Origin of the sequence: Nesterenkonia sandarakina, from assembly GCF_003003175.1 — a bacterium.
In the GTDB taxonomy this organism is placed as follows: Bacteria; Actinomycetota; Actinomycetes; order Actinomycetales; family Micrococcaceae; genus Nesterenkonia; species Nesterenkonia sandarakina_A.
In genome coordinates this window covers 1-16,868 of record NZ_PVTY01000006.1, presented here as the reverse complement: position 1 = coordinate 16,868, position 16,868 = coordinate 1, and the positions used below count along the sequence as shown (strand labels likewise).

The following is a 16,868-nucleotide window of genomic DNA, read 5'->3' as shown; positions in this document are numbered from 1 at the left end:
TCGGCCTCCCCGGGATGATCAGACCCTGCTCACACAGCCGGGCGCCTGGCTCCGGCGAGGCCGACGACCAGGACCGCGGCGGCGATGAGCAGCAGCGACAGCGCCACTGCCGCGTCGGGGTCTGTCTCGCGCTGCAGATAGATCTCCAGCGGCAGGGTGCGCGTGACTCCTTCCAAGCTCCCGGCGAAGGCGATGGTCGCGCCGAACTCCCCGAGTGCCCGGGCAAACGCCAGGATGGCCCCGGAGATCAGGCCGGGCATGATCAGCGGAAGCATGATCGTGCGCAGCACCGCGGTGGGCCCGGCGCCGTCCATCACGGCGGCCTCGATGACGTGCGGGTCCAGCGCGTGCAGCGCGTTCTCGACCGTGATCACCAGGAAGGGCATGGCCACGAAGGTCTGGGCGAGGACCACCGCCGTCGTCGAATACGCGATGTGGATGCCCAATGCGCTCATCGACTCGCCCAGCAGGCCCTGGCGTCCGAAGGTGTAGAGCAGCGCGACGCCGCCCACCACCGGGGGCATCACCATCGGGAGCAGCACCAGTGACCGCAGCACGCCGTGGCCGCGGAACCTCAGTCGGGACAGCACGAGGGCCATCGGCACACCCAGGACCACGCACAGGACCGTGGACGCGCCGGCGGTGCGCAGGCTGAGCATCAGGGCTGAGACGGAGGACGGGGAGGTGACCAGGGCGGGGAACTCGTCCCATGACACTCGGAGCACGATCGCGAGGATCGGCACCACGATGAGCGCGATCCCGATCGAGGCGGGGATCAGCAGCCATCGGGGACTGGAGGAGGCGTGCCGACCGTTCTTGGGCCGAGGCATGACCGGGGAGGCGAGTGTCATGGCCGACCGAAACCGGCGTCGCGCAGAATCGCCTGCCCCTGCTCGCCCTCGACGAACGCGACGAATTCTGCGGCGACGTCAGGGTTCTGCGAGGACTCGAGGGTGGTGATCGGGTACCGGTTCACGACACCTTCGGACTCCGGGAAATCGATCCGCTGGACGTCCTCGCCCGCGGCCGAGGCGTCGGTGACGAAGACCAGCCCGGCATCGGCCTCGCCTGCACGGACCTTGCCCAAGACGTCGGTGACGGCCGATTCTTCACTCGCCGGTGAGAGTTCGACGTCGGCCGCTGCCGCGACCTCTTCGGTGGCAGTGCCGCAGGGCACCTGGGGGGCACAGACGACGGTGATGATCTCGTCCCCGGCGAGGTCGGTCAGATCCTCCACCGCGGCAGGGTTGTCGTCCGGCGTCACGATCGTCAAGGTGTTGGAGGCGAAGATCGCCGGCGTCGTCCGTACGAGCCCAGCAGCCTCGACGCGGTCCATCGTGACCTCGTCCGCGGAGGCGAAGACATCGGCGGGTGCGCCCTGGTCGAGCTGAGCCGCCAGGTCTGCGGAGCCGGCGAAGTTGAAGCTGACCTCCACGCCGGTGTCTCGCTCAAACTGCTCCCCGATCTCGGTGAAGGACTCGGTCAGCGACGCGGCGGCGAACACCTGAATCGCGTCCGTCGGTTCCCCGGGTGAGGCACACGCGCTGAGCAGCATCAGAGGCAGCGCCGAGGCGAAGGCCAGGAGACGCTTCATCAGGGCTCCTTCACCGGCTTCTCCAGCACCACCTGCGTGGCCTTCACCGATGCTGTGGCGATGACCCCGGGTTCCAGTCCGAGCTCGCGCACGGATTCCGTGCTGAGCAGGGAGACCACCCGGAACGGCCCGCACTGCAGCTCGACCTGGGACATCACCGGGTCGCTGTGCACCGCGGTGACCAGGCCGGTGAACTTGTTCCTGGCGGAGCTCCGGGTGCTGCCGGAATCGGCAGGTGCAGAGGCGCGAGCCTTGGCGAAGCCTGCCAGTTCGGCCCCGTCGAGCACCATGCGCCCGTGGGCGTCGTCCTCGGCACGCAGCTGGCCCTTGGAGATCCAGCGACGGACGGTGTCGTCGCTGACGCCCAAGAACTGGGCTGCGTCGGAGATTCGAATCTGCGGCATTCTTGGAGCGTATCAGCCGCAAACGCGCTACAAACGTCTACTCGACGTTGCGAATGCAGATCTTCGTGTCCCTCTGCAGGAGCTGTTCGGGCGGGCCAGGCCCTTCTGATCACTGCGGGGGATGCTATTGAATAGGGGGGTGAACTCCATGATCTCTACGATTCTCAATGTCATCTGGCTGGTCTTCGGCGGTCTGTGGCTGGCCCTGGGCTACTTCCTCGCCGGGATCATCTGCTGCCTGCTGATCATCACGATCCCCTTCGGGCTGGCGTCCTTCCGCATCGGGGCCTACGCATTGTGGCCCTTCGGCCGCACGATCGTAGACCGCAGCCCCCGGGGTGCAGGCCTGTTCACCACGATCGGCAATGTGATCTGGGTTCTGGTGGCAGGCATCTGGATCGCGATCGGCCACGTGCTCACGGCGATCCCGATGTTCATCAGCATCATCGGCATCCCGCTGGGCATCGCGAACCTCAAGCTGATCCCGGTCTCGCTGATGCCCCTGGGCAAGGTGATCGTGACCTCCAACGCGGTGCTGCCGACCTACCGGCACGCCTGAGCCGGCGTCAGCCCTTGAGCAGGATCTTGCGCATGCCCCACGAGATGGGGGCCTTCGCCAGCCGGGTGGGATCGAATCCGGGCAGCTTGCGCAGCACGCCGCGCTCGTGGCTGAAGGTCTCCACGCTGTACTCCCCGTGATAGCGGCCCATGCCGCTGGCGCCGACTCCGCCGAAGGGCAGCGTGGACACGGCCAGCTGGGTCATCACGGTGTTGAAGGTGATCCCGCCTGAGGAGGTCTGCCTGAGGAAGTCCTCACGCACCTCGGGGTGCTCGGTGAACGCGTAGAGCGCCAGCGGCTTCGGGCGCGCGTTGATGAAGTCGATGGCCGCCTGGTGATCTGCCACCGTGAGGATCGGCAGGATCGGACCGAAGATCTCATCCTGCATGATCGCCGAGTCGGGATCCACCTCGAGCAGCACCGTGGGGGCGATGTAGCGGGCGGCGGTGTCCGTCTCCCCGCCGATGACGGCTCGGCCCGAGTCCAGCAGTCCGGCGAGGCGCTCGGCGTGGCGCTCGTTGATGACCCGCCCGTAGTTCTCGGCCCGGGACGGGTCCGAGCCGAAGGCTCGGCGCGTGATCCGGGCGATCTCCCGAGCCAGCGGCTCAGCGAGCTCCGGGGTGGTCAGCAGGTAGTCCGGCGCCACGCAGGTCTGGCCACAGTTGCTGAACTTCCCCCAGACCAGGGCCTCCGCGGTGGCGGTGAGATCCGCAGAAGCGTCGATCCATACGGGGGACTTGCCGCCGAGCTCCAGCGTGACCGGGGTCAGATGCTTGGCCGCGGCGGTCATCACGATCGAGGCCACCGTGCCGTTGCCGGTGTAGAAGATGTGGTCGAAGCGGTGTTCCAGCAGGCGGGTGGTCTCTTCGACGCCGCCCTCGATCACCTGCACCGCTTCGGTGTCGAGGTACTCCGGGATCAGCTTCGCCACGGTCGCGGAGACCGTCGGCGCCAGCTCGCTGGGCTTGAGCACCACAGAGTTTCCGGCCGCCAGCGCGCCGATCAGCGGCATCAGCAGCAGGTGGAACGGGTAGTTCCAGGGTCCGATGATCAGCACCGTGCCCAGCGGCTGGCGCTGCACATGGGCGCGAGCGCTGCCGACGATGAAGGGCACGGAGGTGCTTCGATCCCGGGTCCAACTGGTCAGGTTCTTCAGCGTCGTCTTGACCTCGGACTTCACCGAGAGGACCTCGGTGAGGTGAGAGTCGACGTCGTTCTTCCCCAGATCTGCCGCCATCGCGGCATGGATCTCCGGTGCCCGCTCCTGGAGCAGTCGCAGGATGCCCCGCAGCTGGTCCCGGCGCCACTGCATAGACCGGGTGCGGCCGGTGGCGAACGCCGCCCGGGTCCCCGTCACGCAGGAGTCGACGGCGGCCAGGGGAGTGGAGAGCTGCTTCGCAGCGGTGCCCTCCACCTCGGCTGGGGTGTATGGCGTCATGGAGTGAACCTCTCAGGTCAGGGCGTCGTCCCCACACTACAGATCACGAACCGTCCCTACCTGGGGCGCAGGGCGTGGGCGGGCGGTCAGTCTAAGACCGAGCGGCTGCTGGGCGCGGTCAGCGGGTCGGGGAGCCGTCGCGCTCGCCCCGCCGCGCGCTCCACCAGAAGACCCTCACGGGCCCAATACTCGAACCCGCCGATGAGCTCCCGGACCTGCGAGAACCCCAGGGTGCTCAGAGTCAGCGCGGCGCGGGTGCTGCCGTTGCACCCCGGACCCCAGCAATAGACGACGACGGCGCGGCTCCGATCCTCGCCCAGCTCGTCCACTCGGACCTGAAGCTCAGACCCCGGAATGTGGATCGCGCCGGGGATGCGTCCCTGTGCCCAGGCTGTCTCGGAACGGACGTCCACGACCAGCGGGGAGGCGCCTGAGGCGCGATCAGCCGCGAGGTCGGCAGGGTCGGTCTCATGGCGCAGCTTTGCCGCGAAGAATGCGGCGGCAGACGATGGAGTGTTCATGGGTCCATTCAACGCGGGAGCGGCATTCGGCAGAACGCCCATTCGTCGAGAAATCTCAGCTCTGACCGGCATTTCGACGCTATTCTTAGCCCCATGCCGGCGAATACTCGTATCGACATAGATTCCACCGACCATCGCATCATCGAGCTTCTGCAGCGTGATGGCCGGATGAGCATGGCCGAGTTGGCGCGCAGCATCAACCTCTCCGCCAGTTCCACAGCAGACCGGCTGCGTCGCCTGCGCGACGCCGGGGTGATCACCGGATACTCCGCGACGGTGAATCCCGAGGCGCTGGGCTATTCGGTGAGCGCCTTCGTACGACTCGCCTATCCCTCCGGCAACTACAAGCCGTTCCATGATCTCGTGGAGACCACCCCGGAGATCATCGAAGCCCACCACGTCACCGGAGCGGACTGCTTCATCATCAAGGTCCTGGCGCGATCCATGCGGGATCTTGAACGGATCACCGGCCGGCTGGCCACCCTCGGAAGCATCACCACCAGCGTGGTCTACTCCAGCCCGGTGCCCACCCGCCACGTCGCCCCAGCATGAGCGCGGCTGACTCGGAGTGGCTGCACGTGAGCCGGGCTACCGACGGCGCGTTTGCAGAGACAGTCCAGCTGCGCCCATGGCGCCCCGGTGACGCCCGCGCGCTCATGGCCGCCAGGGGTGACGCTGCGGACCTCCAGACGCAGTTCGACGCCGCCGCGGTCGCCACGGAGGAGCTGGCTCGTGACTTCATCGCCGGTTCTCTCGGCTTCGCCGAGCAGGCGAAGAACTGGGCCGTCGTCGTCGGTATCGAGCGCGCGAAGCTGCGCTATGGCGAGCAACGGTTCGACGTCGAGACGCACGCCCGCCTTGCCACGGATCCGACGCCCATCACGAACTGGATGCCCAGCGCGCAGCAGGCACCGACCGCGCAGCAAGTGCCCAGCGCCCACTGAGTGCATCATGGTGCGATGGGCCGGCGACGCCGGCGGCGAACAGGTCCAACGTCGTCCTGGACCATGAGATGGAGCAGGAGCGGAGCTCCGGGGCCGACAGGATCAAACCCACTGTTCACTCACATTGCGTTAGAGGTGCTAATAGTTATACGGTCTAACAGTAAGGTTGATGAAGAGGTAGATGTGTGACTGCAACAGGGGGCAGGCACTCGAGGGTACGGAGAGTTCAGATGAGTACACAGGCAGTCCCCAACACCAGGATCACGCAGGCAGACGCGATGCCTCAGCCCGTTGAGCACCAGACGCCCCGCAGGGCAGTGCTGGATGCGGATCAGCAGCTCCGCTGCTCGCGCTTCGACCAGATGGCCAAGGCCGCATCGGCCGGGCTCATGGCTCACCCCCATGTGGAGTCCGCGATGGTGGAGATCTCCGGCGACGACGCCGATCTGGTCTTCCACCTGACCTGCACCATCAAGGCCGAGGCTGACCCCTCAGATCTCATGGAGACGATCTCCCAGGGGGTCATCTCCAACATCGAACGGATGCTCGGCACGGAGTTCGCATCCCGGAGGCTGCATTTCAATCGCAGCCTCGACGGCGCCGCCTGAATCCGCTCACCCGAGCAGCAGGCCAGCAGCGACAGCACGGCAGCATCAGATCACGCACACTTTGAGGAGCCAGCCATGGACATCACCCTGATTCAGACGTTCAACGCGTTCTTCATGGCCGCCGTCCTGCTCGCTGTGCCGGTGCTCCTCATCGCGGGCATCTGGGGTGCCCTCGGACGCCGTCAGCCGATTCCCGTGACGGTGGAGCTCCAGCCCGTGCGGCAGCCGGCCAACCAGTCCTGAGTTCAGTGCAGGAACTCGGTCTGCGCCACGCTCGGGCTGGCCGGGCCGAGCACGTCGATGAGCATGTCGGGATCGGCATAGCTGCCATGGAGATCCCACCCGGGCACGGCCCGCAGGTCCGCCCTGATCTGCTCCGCTGAGCGGAATGCCTGGGCATCGGGATGACGCCAGTGCACCGACACCAGGTGCCCGCCGGATTCCAAGGTATCCGCCGCGCGTCCGAGGACCGTCGCCCACTGGGAGTCGTTCAGGTAGTAGGCCAGTTCGCTGATCAGGATCAGGTCGATCGTCCCGTCCGGCCAGTCCTCGATGCTCGCCTGCTCGAACGTCACGTTCTCTGCCGCGACCCGCCGCGTTGCCGCCTGCAGGGCGGAGCCTGAGATATCTGTGGCGAGGACGGCGTCGCAGCGCTGCGCCAGCTGTTCGGTCAGCACGCCGATGGAGCAGCCCGGCTCGAACGCGCGGCGGTATCGGGCCCGGGGGAGCACCGCCATGGTCAGCGCGTATTTGCGCTGTTCATACCACCGGCTCGTCACGCCCCACGGATCCGCCTGCCCGGCGTGGAGGCCCTCGAAGTCCAGCGGCGTCCCGGGAAACACGATCTGCCGCTCCCGCAGCACGGTGGCCAGCATGGTCGCCGTGAGCACCGGCTCACCGGGTGCGCGATCCACCGGCGTGCCGTGCGCCGTCCCCAGCTGGGAGACGAACCCGGCGACGGCGCGGCCCCGGACCCGCGCGAGCTCGGCGTCGATCGGGATGGAGCGCGCCGCGGTCCACGGCACCTCGGTCCCCGAGGATGGCGCAGCCTCGGCTCTCAGCTCGCTCGCCTCGTCAGCGCCAGGGGCTTCCTCACCGGCAGCGCGTGGTGCGGGCGGGGTGCTGTGCAGCCAGAGCCACACCGGGTATTGCACCAGCGGGGCGTTGTGCTGCGCGGCGGCGGCCGCGGCGGCCTCGCCACACGCGTCGTGGTCGGGGTGGCCGTCACGGGAGAGCGGAGCGGTCACCAGGGTGCCGTCGGGCAGGTCCTGCAGTGCGGCGCCGATCGCCTCGGTGAGGGATTCGGTGTGGGTGCTGAGCTCGCCGTCGGGCAGCTGCAGCCTGATCCGTTCCAGGGTGCCCAGGCCGTGCGGACCCGGCGTGAGCGAGCGCAGCTCCGCCATGGCCGCCTCGGACTCCGCGGCCCGGATCTCGGCGAGCTGATCGGCAGGAATGCTGCTGGAGGGATGTGAGCCGGTGCCGTCGGTGGCCGCCAGGACCCGGACGGGGGAGCCGCGGCGCAGCCCGGCGGCGATCAGGGCCGCCGCGCCGAGCACCTCATCATCGGGATGCGGAGCGATTACCAGCAGCCCGGGCAGCTCGTGAGGAATCCAACGCCCGGCGTCATCGATCTCACCGATGCCCCATTCCGGCACTGCGGCGTCGTACTGCGCCAGTGCGGCGCGGGTGGTCCGCGGAGTCTGAGCTCCGTGGAAGGTCGGCGGGGTCTCAGCAGGTGTCACGGGCGTCTCCGATCAGGTCGTCCCAGCTCAGACGGTCCTCGGCGATGACGGTCGGCAGCGCCGCCTCGTCGGTCTCGGCGTGGGACTGCCGGATGTAGACGCTGAGATCGGCGACTCGCTGGGCGTGGACGGCGTCCGAGGCGAGCGGTCCCGGCCCGAGTGCCCGCCCGGTCCGGTCGATGACCTCGGCGGCCAGCCGGTCGATATAGGTGCGCACCGCGAAGGCCTGCGCCTTGGCCAGCGGCAGGTTGTGCGGGTCGGCGTCGACCGCGCGGGCGATGCTGCTCAGCAGGGCCCAGCCAGCGGTCAGCGCGGCGGCCACCGCCCCGGCATGAGCGCGCAGGATCGGTGAGGCGCCGGCGGCCGTGGCTCGAGTGAGCAGCGGCGCGGCGACGGCGCGGGCGGCGCCGTACCAGCATGCGGCCACCCCGACCCCGCCGTGCCAGAAGCCGGCACGATCGAGGTAGTCGGCATGCGTGCCCAGCGCGGTCGCGGGCACCTGTTCGAAGGCGACCCAGCCCGAGTCGCTGGCCGCCATCCCGACCGCCTGCCAGGTGTCGGGCACCGGAGCGACGCCGGGGGAGGAGAGGTCCACCGCGAAGACCATCTTCTGCGGTGCCCCGTCCGGCGACCCGTCCGGCGTGCCGCCCGTGCCTGCGGTGGTTGCGGCAACCGTGGCGGTGACCAGCGCGTGGGTGCACATCGATGCTCCGGAGCACCAGGGCTTGGTGCCGGTCAGCGTCCAGCCCTCGTCGCTGCGCGCCGCGGTGAGCACCGGTGTGGGCGGCTCTGCGGCCCAGACGCCCCAGAGCTGACCGGGGGAGACCAGGTCGGGGTGGCCGAGGTCCGTGGTGATCGCGACCGCGTCGGCGTGGGCCTCATAGAGCCGGCCCACCACCGTGTTCTGTGCGGTGATCCCGGCCAGTCGGCGCCAGCGCGCCTCCGTCTCGCCCCGCCCGGGAAGCGCGGGGGTGGGCTGGCGGAGGTGCTCGTGCAGCTGGTGCAGAAGATCGGTCATGCGTTCAGGGCTCCCAGGGTTTGAGCGAATCCGCGCGGGGTGCGGCCGGTGGTGCGTCGGGAGGTCATCACGGGCATGTCGGTGGCGGTCACGAGGACCGCGTCGCTGCGCCGCAGCCGAGCCACCAGGTCGACATCCTCGTCATCGGCGAGGCTGCGGAATCCCTGTACGGCGAGGTAGGCCCGGGCGGTGAACGCCAGGTTGGCACCGTGGATGTGGCTGTGCCGGGTGCCGGTGATCTTCTGGGCATAGTCAGCCGCCCAGGCCAGGCCCACCGGGTCCGCCCCGGGAACCGGGGTCAGGAGCACGGTCCCGACGACGACGTCGGCGCCGCGGTCTCGATGCTCGGCCTGCTTGGCGAACCAGTCCAGCGGGACGTGACTGTCCGCATCGGTGGTGGCCAACCACTGCCCAGCTGCTGCTTGTCGGGCATCGGCGCTCGCTGGCGGGTCTGCGGCGTCGCCGGGGCTGGTCAGCGCGTGATCGAACCCGGCCGCACGGGCGGCCCCGACGTTGTTGGCGTCGATCTCGAGGACCTCGGCGCCTGCCGCGCGCGCGATGTCCGCCGTCGCATCCGTGCAGGCGTCGGCTACCACGAGCAGCCGAAGCCTCACGTCGGCCAGGCGGGCGGAGGCCTGGACGGAGTCGAGCGCAGCGGCGATGGTCTCGGCCTCATCGTGGGCAGGGATCACCACGATCATCTGCGGGTCCTGCGCGGAAGGGACGGTCACCTGACTGAGTCTAGGCTCTCGGTGAGGTGGGAGGTCACCGCTGTCTGGGGCTTTGGTCCTTGCGCGGGTCAGGCGGGGGCGGGCAGCCTGCAGCGCCGGAGTGCAGGCGCAGCAGCTCACTTTCTTCTTCCATGCTCAGTCCGGAGCGACGGGGCCTTTCGAGTCCGCGCCGGCGCTCATCTTCGAGCACCCGCGCAGTGCTCTCAACGAAGGGGCTCAACCTCCCACCGGCGCGCCTCAACGCAGCGCTGCTCCGCTGGGCGAAGGGGGTGTCGGTCAGGGGCAGCCACAGCGGCAGGGAGCGTGGCCCGGCCCAATACCGCACGGAGCGGTCCAGCAGCCATTCATCGGTCGCGGTCACCAGTGTGGTGCCGGTCGGGGCAGCGGATCGAAGCTGGGTGAAGAACTCGTGCAGGGGAAGGCTGGGCCCGACGGCGTTCACCTCTCCGCTGGCCCGGGTGGAGCCCGCGTGCAGGATGAACTCGGCGAGGTCGGACACGTCGATGCTCTGCACCCAGCGGTTGGTCACCTCCGGGACCAGGATCGGTCCCCCGCGTTGGAAGCGTGCCGGCCAGTACCCGAACCGATCGCTCGGGTCGTCGGGTCCGCTGATCAGTCCAGGCCGGATGATCGCCAGACGATCCCCCAGTCGTGCCCGGGAGATGCCCTCGGCATGGACCTTGGCATCGGCGTATTCCGCCAGATCACGAACCTCGAGGAGCGGCGCCGTCTCATCAGCCCCGGGCTGATCATTGTCGGCATAGACCGACACGCTTGAGATCAGCGTCCAGTGCCTGGCGTGTGCGGCGAGTGCGTCCAGAGCCGACTCGACCAGCTGGGGCGTGTAGGAGAGTTCGATGACCTCATCCCATTCGCGCTGGACCTGCTGGTACGCTCCCGGCTCGGTGCGGTCGGCCTTGATCAGCGTCACCCCATCGGGCACGGTTCCTGAACTCCCGCGCGCCAGGGCAGTCACCTCGTGGCCCTGTGCCACGGCAGTCGCTGCGATCTCGGCGCCCAGCCACCCGGTTCCGCCGAGGATCAAGATCCGTGTCATAGGCCGATCCAACGTCACGACGCGGGGCGCGGCAACAGTGTTTCGCTCTGAGCACCAGGCCACGACCCCGATGGAGTCGACGGTGGACTCAGGAGTCCTGATCCTCCAGCAGCTGCTGGAGCGCCTCCTTGTGCCCGAGGTATGCCTCGTGTCCGGCAGGGGTCAGCGCGAGCATCAGGCGGGAGCGGCCCTTGAAGACGAAAGGCTCCTCGCTGAGGTATCCGGCGTCGGTCAGCTGACTCAGGTGCTTGCTCAGCGCCGACTTCGACAGCCCCGTGCGCTCCTGGATCTCACCGAACTCGATCCCGGAGGCTTGAGAGAGCATGGCGCAGATCCGCAGCCGCTGTGGGGCGTGGATCAGCGCGTCGAAGTGCGGCTCAGGCGTCACGGTGCCGCCGCTGATAGGGAACACCGACGGCGAGGATCCCCGCCGTGAGGATGGCGCCTGCCACCAGCCAGATCCAGGCACCCAGGACATCGTCCAAGAGGATCGCCGCGACCGGGAAGGCGCCAGCCAGGGCACCTGCCGCGCAGACCTTGACCCACAAGAGGCGTCGTGATGTGTCTCGGCTCTCTCTCGAGTGTCCGGGGGAATTTCCTCAGCCCCTCGCGGCTTCCACCGGACATGACTTCCATTGCAGAATCCTCCGCACCGACCAGCCGTACCGCGCTGATCGTGGGTGCCTCCGGGATCACCGGATCGGCTATCGCCCGCCAGCTCATCGACGAAGGGTGGGAGGTCATCGCGCTCTCGCGCAGCGCCTCCTCCGCCCCGGGCATCCGCGGGGTCGCCGCTGATCTGCGCGACCCCGAGAGCCTGCGCAGCGCGCTGGCGCAGGAGCGCCCCACTCACGTGTTCTTCACCGCCTGGCAGAAGCAGGACTCCAAGGCCGAGAACATCACGGTCAACGGCGGGATGCTGCGCGACCTGCTGGCAGCCCTGGCGCACGCGCCGCTGCAGCACGTGGCGCTGGTGACCGGGCTCAAGCACTACCTCGGTCCCTTCGAGGCCTACGCCGCCGGAGAGACTCCCGATACCCCCTTCCACGAGGAGGAGCCCCGGCTGGAGACCCCGAACTTCTACTACGCGCAGGAGGACGAGCTCTTCGCCGCCGCCGCCACGCAGGGGTTCCACTGGTCGGTGCACCGTGCGCACACGATCATCGGCCACGCCGTGGGCAACGCCATGAACATGGGCCTGACCATCGCCGTGCAGGCCACGCTGGCCAAGGAGCTCGACCTGGACTTCGTCTTCCCGGGCAGCCAGCAGCAGTGGAACGGCCTGACCGATATGACCGATGCCGGACTGCTCGCCGAGCAGATGATCTGGGCCTCCACCGGCCCAGCCGGCTCGGATGAGGCGTTCAACATCGTCAACGGCGACGTGTTCCGCTGGCGCTGGATGTGGCCCCGGCTCGCCGCGGACCTCGGCGTCCCCGCCGAACGGGTGGTCGGCTACGCCGACGCCCCGCGTCCGCTGGAGCAGCAGATGGCTCCGCATGAGGCGGCCTGGCCCGGCATCGCGGAGAAGCACGGCCTCGTGGAATCAGACATCAGTCGGCTCGCCTCCTGGTGGCACACCGACGCCGACCTGGGCCGGGACATGGAGGTCGTGACCGATATGGGCAAGAGCCGCGACGCCGGGTTCCTCTCCCACCGCCGCACCGAGCAGGCGTTCAAGGACCTCTTCGCCCGCTACCGCGCGGACCGCGTCATTCCCTGATCCAACAGCCCTGTGTGCCGGCTGGCCGGGGTGCGCGACGTTCAGGCGAGCTGATCGTCGCGCCGGGCGCTCAGTCCTGGACGGCGGCCACGGCTTCGATCTCCACCAGCTGGTGGTCGTAGCCCAGGACCGTCACCCCGAGCAGCGTGCTGGGCGGATCATGATCACCGAACGCGGCGCGGACCACGCGCCAGGCCGTGACCAGGTCCGCCTGGCGCGTTGAAGCGACCAGCACTCGGGTGCTCACCACGTCGCTGAGCCCGGCCCCGGCGTCGTCCAAGGCGGTGCGCAGGTTGGTCACGCACTGTGCGGCCTGGGATGCGTAGTCGCCGACGCCGACGGTGACGCCCTGAAGGTCCAACGGGCACGCCCCGGCCAGGAAGATCAGCCGCGCATCCGCCGGTGCGGTGGCCGCATGGGCGTACTCCACCGACCCGGCCAGAGAGCCGGACCGGATCAGGGTGACGGCGCGCCGCGCGCTCACCGCTGACTGATCCGCAGCAGGTTGCCGGAGGGGTCGCGAAAGGCGCAGTCGCGGACCCCATAGTCCTGGTCGATCGGCTCCTGGACCACATCGGCGCCGGCGGCCTCGAGCTGCTGATAGAACGCGTCGAGGTCGTCCACCGCGAGCGTCATGCCGGCGAAGCTGCCCTTGGCGATCAGCGAGTGGATCACCCGGCGCTCCTCCTCGGTGATGCCCGGGTCCACCGCCGGGGGCTGGAGCACGATGGAGGTCTCCGGCTGCCCGGGAGGGCCTACGGTGATCCAGCGCATGTCCTCGTAGCCGACGTCCTGGCGGACCTCGAAGCCGAGCAGATCCCGGTAGAACCCCAGCGCCGCCTCGGGGTCGGTGTGTGGCAGGAACGTGTAGTGGATGGTGATGTTGTTCATGACCGTCAGCCTAGGCAGACGCGCCCGCACGCGCTTCTCGATTCCTGACCTGTTTCTCCGACGCCCTGCCGGAGCCGCTCCGGACCGGCCGGCTGACCTGCTTGGCCAGACAGGGTGGGATCCCGGCCAGCGCCCCGGCTTCGGTCTCCCGGTACACCCGCGGCGGCACCCCCCACCAGCTCGGTGAACCTCGTGCTGAAGGTGCCCAGCGAAGAGAACCCGACGGCGAAGCAGACATCGGCCACGGTCATGTCCGCCCGGCGCAGCAGCGTCATCGCTCGCTCGATCCGGCGCGTCATCAGGTAGGAATATGGCGACTCCCCTGAGCTTGAACTGTCGGCTCAGATACCCGGCCGAGAGGTGCACGCCCCGGGCCAGCTGCTCGACGTCGAGCGGCCGGTCGTACTCCCGGTCGATCCGGTCGCGCACCTTGCGCATCAGCACGAGCGTCCTGCGCTGCTGGTCTTCCCGCGGGCTGCCCATGACGGCATTGTGCCTAACTCCGCGGTGCGGCGCGAGGGTTCGGCACACGGCCGGCGTAGAGCACGAGCTTCAGCAGCTCGGTGACCACCAGGACCAACACCCCTGAGCCGAGCGTGATCAGCAGGTAGAACGGGTCCAGCACGGCGGTGTCGAAGACCGTGTGCAACCAGGGCAGGTAGATGAACCCGACCTGCAACAGGGTCAGCGCCCCGACCATCATCCAGGCCACCTTGTTCTTGAACAACACCGAGGGGCGCAGGCTGAAGCCCTCCAGGGACTTCACGCTGAAGAGGTAGAAGACCTGACAGACCACCAGCACCGTGGTGGCCAGGGTCCGGGCGACCTCGAGATCATCCCCGGCGTCCATCCGCCAGCGGAACACGATGATCGTCACCGCGGCGATCAGCAGCGAGACCACCACGATCTGCACCACATGCCGGGCCTCCACGATCGCCGCCTTCGGATCCCGCGGCCTGCGCCGCATGATGCCCTCCTCGGCAGGTTCGAAGGCGAATGCGAAGGCCAGCGTCACCGCGGTGACCATGTTGACCCAGAGCACCTGCAGCGGGGTGAGTGGAAGCGTCCAGCCGAAGGCGACGGCGAAGAGCACCACGGTGGCCTGGGCGCCGTTGGTGGGCAGCAGGAACACCAGCGCCTTGCGCAGGTTGTCATAGATCCTGCGGCCCTCTTCGACCGCGGTCTCGATGGTGCTGAAGTTGTCATCGGCGAGCACCACCTCGGCGGCGTCCTTGGTGACCTCGGTGCCCTTGAGCCCCATGGCCACGCCGACGTCGGCTCGGCGCAGCGCGGGGGCATCGTTGACGCCGTCGCCGGTCATCGCGACCACCTCGCCCTCGGCCTGCAGGGCGCGGACCAGGCGCAGCTTGTGCTCTGGGGAGGTGCGGGCGAACACGTGATGGCGCATCGCCAGCGCTCGCAGGTCCTCATCATCGGTGGCTTCCAGCTGAGTCCCGGAGATGGCGCCCTCACCGTTGTCGATGCCCATCGCCCGCGCGATCGCGGTGGCAGTGCCGGCATGGTCGCCGGTGATCATCTTGACCTGGATCCCCGCGTCGTGGCAGACCTTGATCGCGTCGATCGCCTCCTGCCGCGGGGGATCCACGATCCCGACCACGCCGACGAAGGTCAGCTCTTCGCCGACGCCTTCCACGGTCAGGGATTCACGGTCCGACCCCTGGGCCGGCCGGTAGGCGGCGGCGAGGACGCGCAGGCCGTCGGCGGAGAGCGCGTCGATGTGTTCGTTCCACGCGGTCGCGTCGAGGGCTTCGGTCTGGCCCTGCGCGGTGAGCTGTGTGCTGGCTCGGGCCAGCAGTCGGTCCGGGGCGCCCTTGACCAGCACGAGGGTCTCACCCTCGGGAAGCGGCTGACCTTCTGGAGCCGCCTCGGGCTCGGGCAGCGTCGCGGTGGTCGCCATGAGCTTGTTCTGCGAGCTGAAGGGCAGCGTGGTCAGCCGTGAGCCGGCGTCGTCGTCGAAGTCGAGCTTGCCGGCCAGGGACTTCAGCGCACCCTCGGTCGGCTCTCCCGCGATGCTCCAGGCGCCCGACTCGCCGCGGACCAGCTCGGTGTCGTTGGTCAGGCTCATGATCTCCACGAACCGGCGCAGCCCCGGGTGGGCCAGGTCGACCCGCTCGCCGTCCCGGGTCACCTCGCCCTCAGGGAGGTAGCCGGTGCCGGAGACCTCGAAGGTCTCTCCGGCGAGGACCACGCGCTCGGCGGTCATCTCGTTCTTGGTCAGCGTCCCGGTCTTGTCCGAGCAGATGGTCGTCACGCTGCCCAGGGTCTGCACCGCGGAGAGCTTGCGCGTGATCGCATTGCGCTTGGCCATGGTCTGCACGCCCAGCGCCAGGGTGATGGTGATCAGTGCAGGCAGGCCCTCGGGGATCGCGGCCACGGCGAACCCGGCGGCGGCCTGGAGCAGCGCGGTCATCGGAGTGCCGTGCACGCCCCAGCCCAGGCCGATCAGCAGCACCGTGAGCACCAGCACGCCCAGGGAGAGGACCTTGCCGAACCGGGCGATCTGCCGGGTCAGCGGGGTCTCCAGCGTCTCCACCTCGGACATCATCGTGTTGATCCGCCCGATCTCGGTGTCCTCGCCGGTGCCGACGACGACGCCGGTCGCGGTCCCGGAGGTCAGCATGGTCCCGGAGAATGCCATGGAGGTGCGGTCGCCCAGCGCAGCGCCCTCCTCGCTGGGCTCGGTGGTCTTCTCGGATGGGACGGATTCGCCGGTGAGCGCCGATTCCTCGATCGCGAGGTCGGCGGTGTCGGTGAGTCGGACATCGGCGGGGACCTTGTCTCCGGGGCGCAGCCGCACCATGTCTCCGGGGACGACCAGTTCAGCGTCGACCGTGGTCCAGGAGCCGTCGCGGCGGACGTCCGCGCTGGGCGAGAGCATGTTGCGGATGCCCTCCAGAGCGCGTTCGGCACGGCCCTCCTGCAGGAAGCCCACGAGCGCGTTGATCACGACCACCAGCAGGATCACGATCGTGTCCGCCCAGTGCTGCAGCACCGCGGTCAGGGCTCCCGCGCCGAGGAGCACATAGATCAGCACATCGTTGAAGTGCTTGATGAAGCGGATGAACGCGTGGTCCTTGTCCGGCTCCGGGAGCCGGTTGGGGCCGTGCCGCTCCAGGTTGGCCGCGGCGGCCTCGGCGCTGAGCCCCTGGGCGGGGTCGACCTCCAGACGGCGCAGCACCTCCTGGTGCTCGAGTGCGTAGGCCGTGGCGACATCCGCGGGGTTCGCGGGCGGGTCGGCAGGTGAGGCGGCGGAGGTGTCGAGCGTGGACGGGGTCTGGGCGGGGGAGCTCACAACGGTTTCCTTCATCCGGGGGGGGGTGCCTCTATGGTTTTCGTCAAGCGGCCAGGGAGTGCTCAGTTGCGATCGGGGCGGCGGGGTCTTGGTAGAGGGTCCCGTCGCGCAGCATCGCGTAGAGAGTGTCCAGCCGGCGGCGGGCCAGGGCGATGATGGCCTGCTTATGCCGCTTGCCCTCGGAGATCTTCCGGTCGTAGTACGCCCTCGAGGGCGGGTGCTGCAGGGCAGCGAACGCTGAGTTATACAGGCTCGATTTCAGCCGCTTGTTGCCACCGCGGTTGGCAAACTCCCCACGAATGGAAGTCCCGGAACGCCTCGTGGT

The 16,868-nt window shown here is 68.8% G+C and carries 19 protein-coding genes and 2 pseudogenes; 6 read left to right on the top strand and 15 right to left on the bottom strand.

Translation table 11 applies throughout. The features are described 5' to 3' along the window. Window positions 1–29: 29 nt before the first annotated feature. The 3 genes from BCL67_RS06070 to BCL67_RS06060 are packed head-to-tail and all read right to left on the bottom strand — an operon-like array spanning window position 30 to window position 1,998. Window positions 30–830 carry an ABC transporter permease gene (locus BCL67_RS06070; protein WP_106122571.1) on the bottom strand — a complete coding sequence of 267 codons (801 nt, stop codon included), beginning with the start codon at window positions 828–830 and terminating at the stop codon, window positions 30–32. A 17-nt stretch (window positions 831–847) separates the two neighbouring features. Further along, entirely contained in the window at window positions 848–1,594 is a 747-nt protein-coding gene (modA, locus tag BCL67_RS06065; protein WP_106122570.1) for a molybdate ABC transporter substrate-binding protein, read from the bottom strand. Continuing rightward, the gene (locus BCL67_RS06060; protein WP_106122569.1) at window positions 1,594–1,998 is read right to left on the bottom strand and encodes a TOBE domain-containing protein; all 405 of its coding nucleotides are present in this window, start codon (window positions 1,996–1,998) and stop codon (window positions 1,594–1,596) included. Before BCL67_RS06060 ends, modA begins: the two co-directional genes overlap by 1 nt. A 151-nt stretch (window positions 1,999–2,149) precedes the next feature. Between BCL67_RS06060 and BCL67_RS06055 the strand changes: the two genes are divergently transcribed. Next, entirely contained in the window at window positions 2,150–2,557 is a 408-nt protein-coding gene (locus BCL67_RS06055) for a YccF domain-containing protein (protein ID WP_106122688.1), read from the top strand. A gap of 7 nt (window positions 2,558–2,564) precedes the next feature. Here BCL67_RS06055 and BCL67_RS06050 read toward each other — a convergent pair whose 3' ends face one another. Then, the gene (locus BCL67_RS06050) at window positions 2,565–3,995 is read right to left on the bottom strand and encodes an aldehyde dehydrogenase family protein (protein ID WP_106122568.1); all 1,431 of its coding nucleotides are present in this window, start codon (window positions 3,993–3,995) and stop codon (window positions 2,565–2,567) included. Window positions 3,996–4,081: 86 nt separating this feature from the next. Further along, window positions 4,082–4,516: a rhodanese-like domain-containing protein gene (locus BCL67_RS06045; protein ID WP_106122567.1), complete on the bottom strand. Its 435-nt coding sequence runs from the start codon at window positions 4,514–4,516 to the stop codon at window positions 4,082–4,084. A gap of 93 nt (window positions 4,517–4,609) precedes the next feature. On the opposite strand from BCL67_RS06045, the gene BCL67_RS06040 reads away from it, so the two are divergent. The 4 genes from BCL67_RS06040 to BCL67_RS15415 all read left to right on the top strand — a co-directional run bounded on the left by BCL67_RS06040 (window position 4,610) and on the right by BCL67_RS15415 (window position 6,311). Further along, entirely contained in the window at window positions 4,610–5,068 is a 459-nt protein-coding gene (locus BCL67_RS06040) for an Lrp/AsnC family transcriptional regulator (protein ID WP_106122566.1), read from the top strand. 26 nt (window positions 5,069–5,094) lie between these two features. Next, complete coding sequence (locus tag BCL67_RS06035; RefSeq protein WP_258174795.1) at window positions 5,095–5,460, top strand: hypothetical protein; 366 nt, start codon at window positions 5,095–5,097, stop codon at window positions 5,458–5,460. A 230-nt stretch (window positions 5,461–5,690) separates the two neighbouring features. Then, window positions 5,691–6,068 (top strand): hypothetical protein, encoded by a 378-nt coding sequence (locus BCL67_RS06030; RefSeq protein ID WP_146131092.1) that lies wholly within the window; start codon window positions 5,691–5,693, stop codon window positions 6,066–6,068. 75 nt (window positions 6,069–6,143) lie between these two features. Further along, complete coding sequence (locus tag BCL67_RS15415; RefSeq protein ID WP_181255906.1) at window positions 6,144–6,311, top strand: hypothetical protein; 168 nt, start codon at window positions 6,144–6,146, stop codon at window positions 6,309–6,311. A 2-nt stretch (window positions 6,312–6,313) separates the two neighbouring features. Here BCL67_RS15415 and BCL67_RS06025 read toward each other — a convergent pair whose 3' ends face one another. The 5 genes from BCL67_RS06025 to BCL67_RS06005 all read right to left on the bottom strand — a co-directional run bounded on the left by BCL67_RS06025 (window position 6,314) and on the right by BCL67_RS06005 (window position 11,028). Then, window positions 6,314–7,810 (bottom strand): PIG-L family deacetylase, encoded by a 1,497-nt coding sequence (locus BCL67_RS06025; protein ID WP_106122564.1) that lies wholly within the window; start codon window positions 7,808–7,810, stop codon window positions 6,314–6,316. Next, the gene (locus BCL67_RS06020) at window positions 7,797–8,828 is read right to left on the bottom strand and encodes an acyl-CoA dehydrogenase family protein (protein ID WP_106122563.1); all 1,032 of its coding nucleotides are present in this window, start codon (window positions 8,826–8,828) and stop codon (window positions 7,797–7,799) included. Before BCL67_RS06020 ends, BCL67_RS06025 begins: the two co-directional genes overlap by 14 nt. Further along, complete coding sequence (locus BCL67_RS06015; protein WP_146131091.1) at window positions 8,825–9,559, bottom strand: glycosyltransferase; 735 nt, start codon at window positions 9,557–9,559, stop codon at window positions 8,825–8,827. Before BCL67_RS06015 ends, BCL67_RS06020 begins: the two co-directional genes overlap by 4 nt. A gap of 34 nt (window positions 9,560–9,593) precedes the next feature. Continuing rightward, the gene (locus BCL67_RS06010; RefSeq protein WP_106122561.1) at window positions 9,594–10,616 is read right to left on the bottom strand and encodes an NAD-dependent epimerase/dehydratase family protein; all 1,023 of its coding nucleotides are present in this window, start codon (window positions 10,614–10,616) and stop codon (window positions 9,594–9,596) included. Window positions 10,617–10,704: 88 nt separating this feature from the next. Continuing rightward, window positions 10,705–11,028, bottom strand: coding sequence for a transcriptional regulator (locus BCL67_RS06005; RefSeq protein WP_219886425.1), 324 nt, complete (start codon window positions 11,026–11,028; stop codon window positions 10,705–10,707). 213 nt (window positions 11,029–11,241) lie between these two features. Between BCL67_RS06005 and BCL67_RS06000 the strand changes: the two genes are divergently transcribed. Beyond that, on the top strand, window positions 11,242–12,339 hold the full coding sequence (locus BCL67_RS06000) for an SDR family oxidoreductase (RefSeq protein ID WP_106122559.1): 1,098 nt from the start codon (window positions 11,242–11,244) through the stop codon (window positions 12,337–12,339). Window positions 12,340–12,409: 70 nt separating this feature from the next. Here BCL67_RS06000 and BCL67_RS05995 read toward each other — a convergent pair whose 3' ends face one another. From BCL67_RS05995 to BCL67_RS05975, 5 genes and pseudogenes are all read right to left on the bottom strand, one after another. After that, window positions 12,410–12,823, bottom strand: a complete 414-nt coding sequence (locus BCL67_RS05995; protein WP_106122558.1) for a RidA family protein — start codon at window positions 12,821–12,823, stop codon at window positions 12,410–12,412. Then, window positions 12,820–13,230, bottom strand: coding sequence for a VOC family protein (locus BCL67_RS05990; protein ID WP_106122557.1), 411 nt, complete (start codon window positions 13,228–13,230; stop codon window positions 12,820–12,822). The genes BCL67_RS05995 and BCL67_RS05990 overlap by 4 nt, the downstream gene beginning before the upstream one ends. A gap of 10 nt (window positions 13,231–13,240) precedes the next feature. Beyond that, window positions 13,241–13,713: pseudogene (locus BCL67_RS05985) on the bottom strand (helix-turn-helix transcriptional regulator). 13 nt (window positions 13,714–13,726) lie between these two features. After that, a complete protein-coding gene (locus BCL67_RS05980; RefSeq protein ID WP_258174794.1) occupies window positions 13,727–16,543 on the bottom strand; it encodes an HAD-IC family P-type ATPase in 2,817 nt (938 codons plus the stop codon). A gap of 43 nt (window positions 16,544–16,586) precedes the next feature. Then, window positions 16,587–16,868 (bottom strand): annotated as a pseudogene (locus BCL67_RS05975) (IS110 family transposase); the annotation flags it as partial.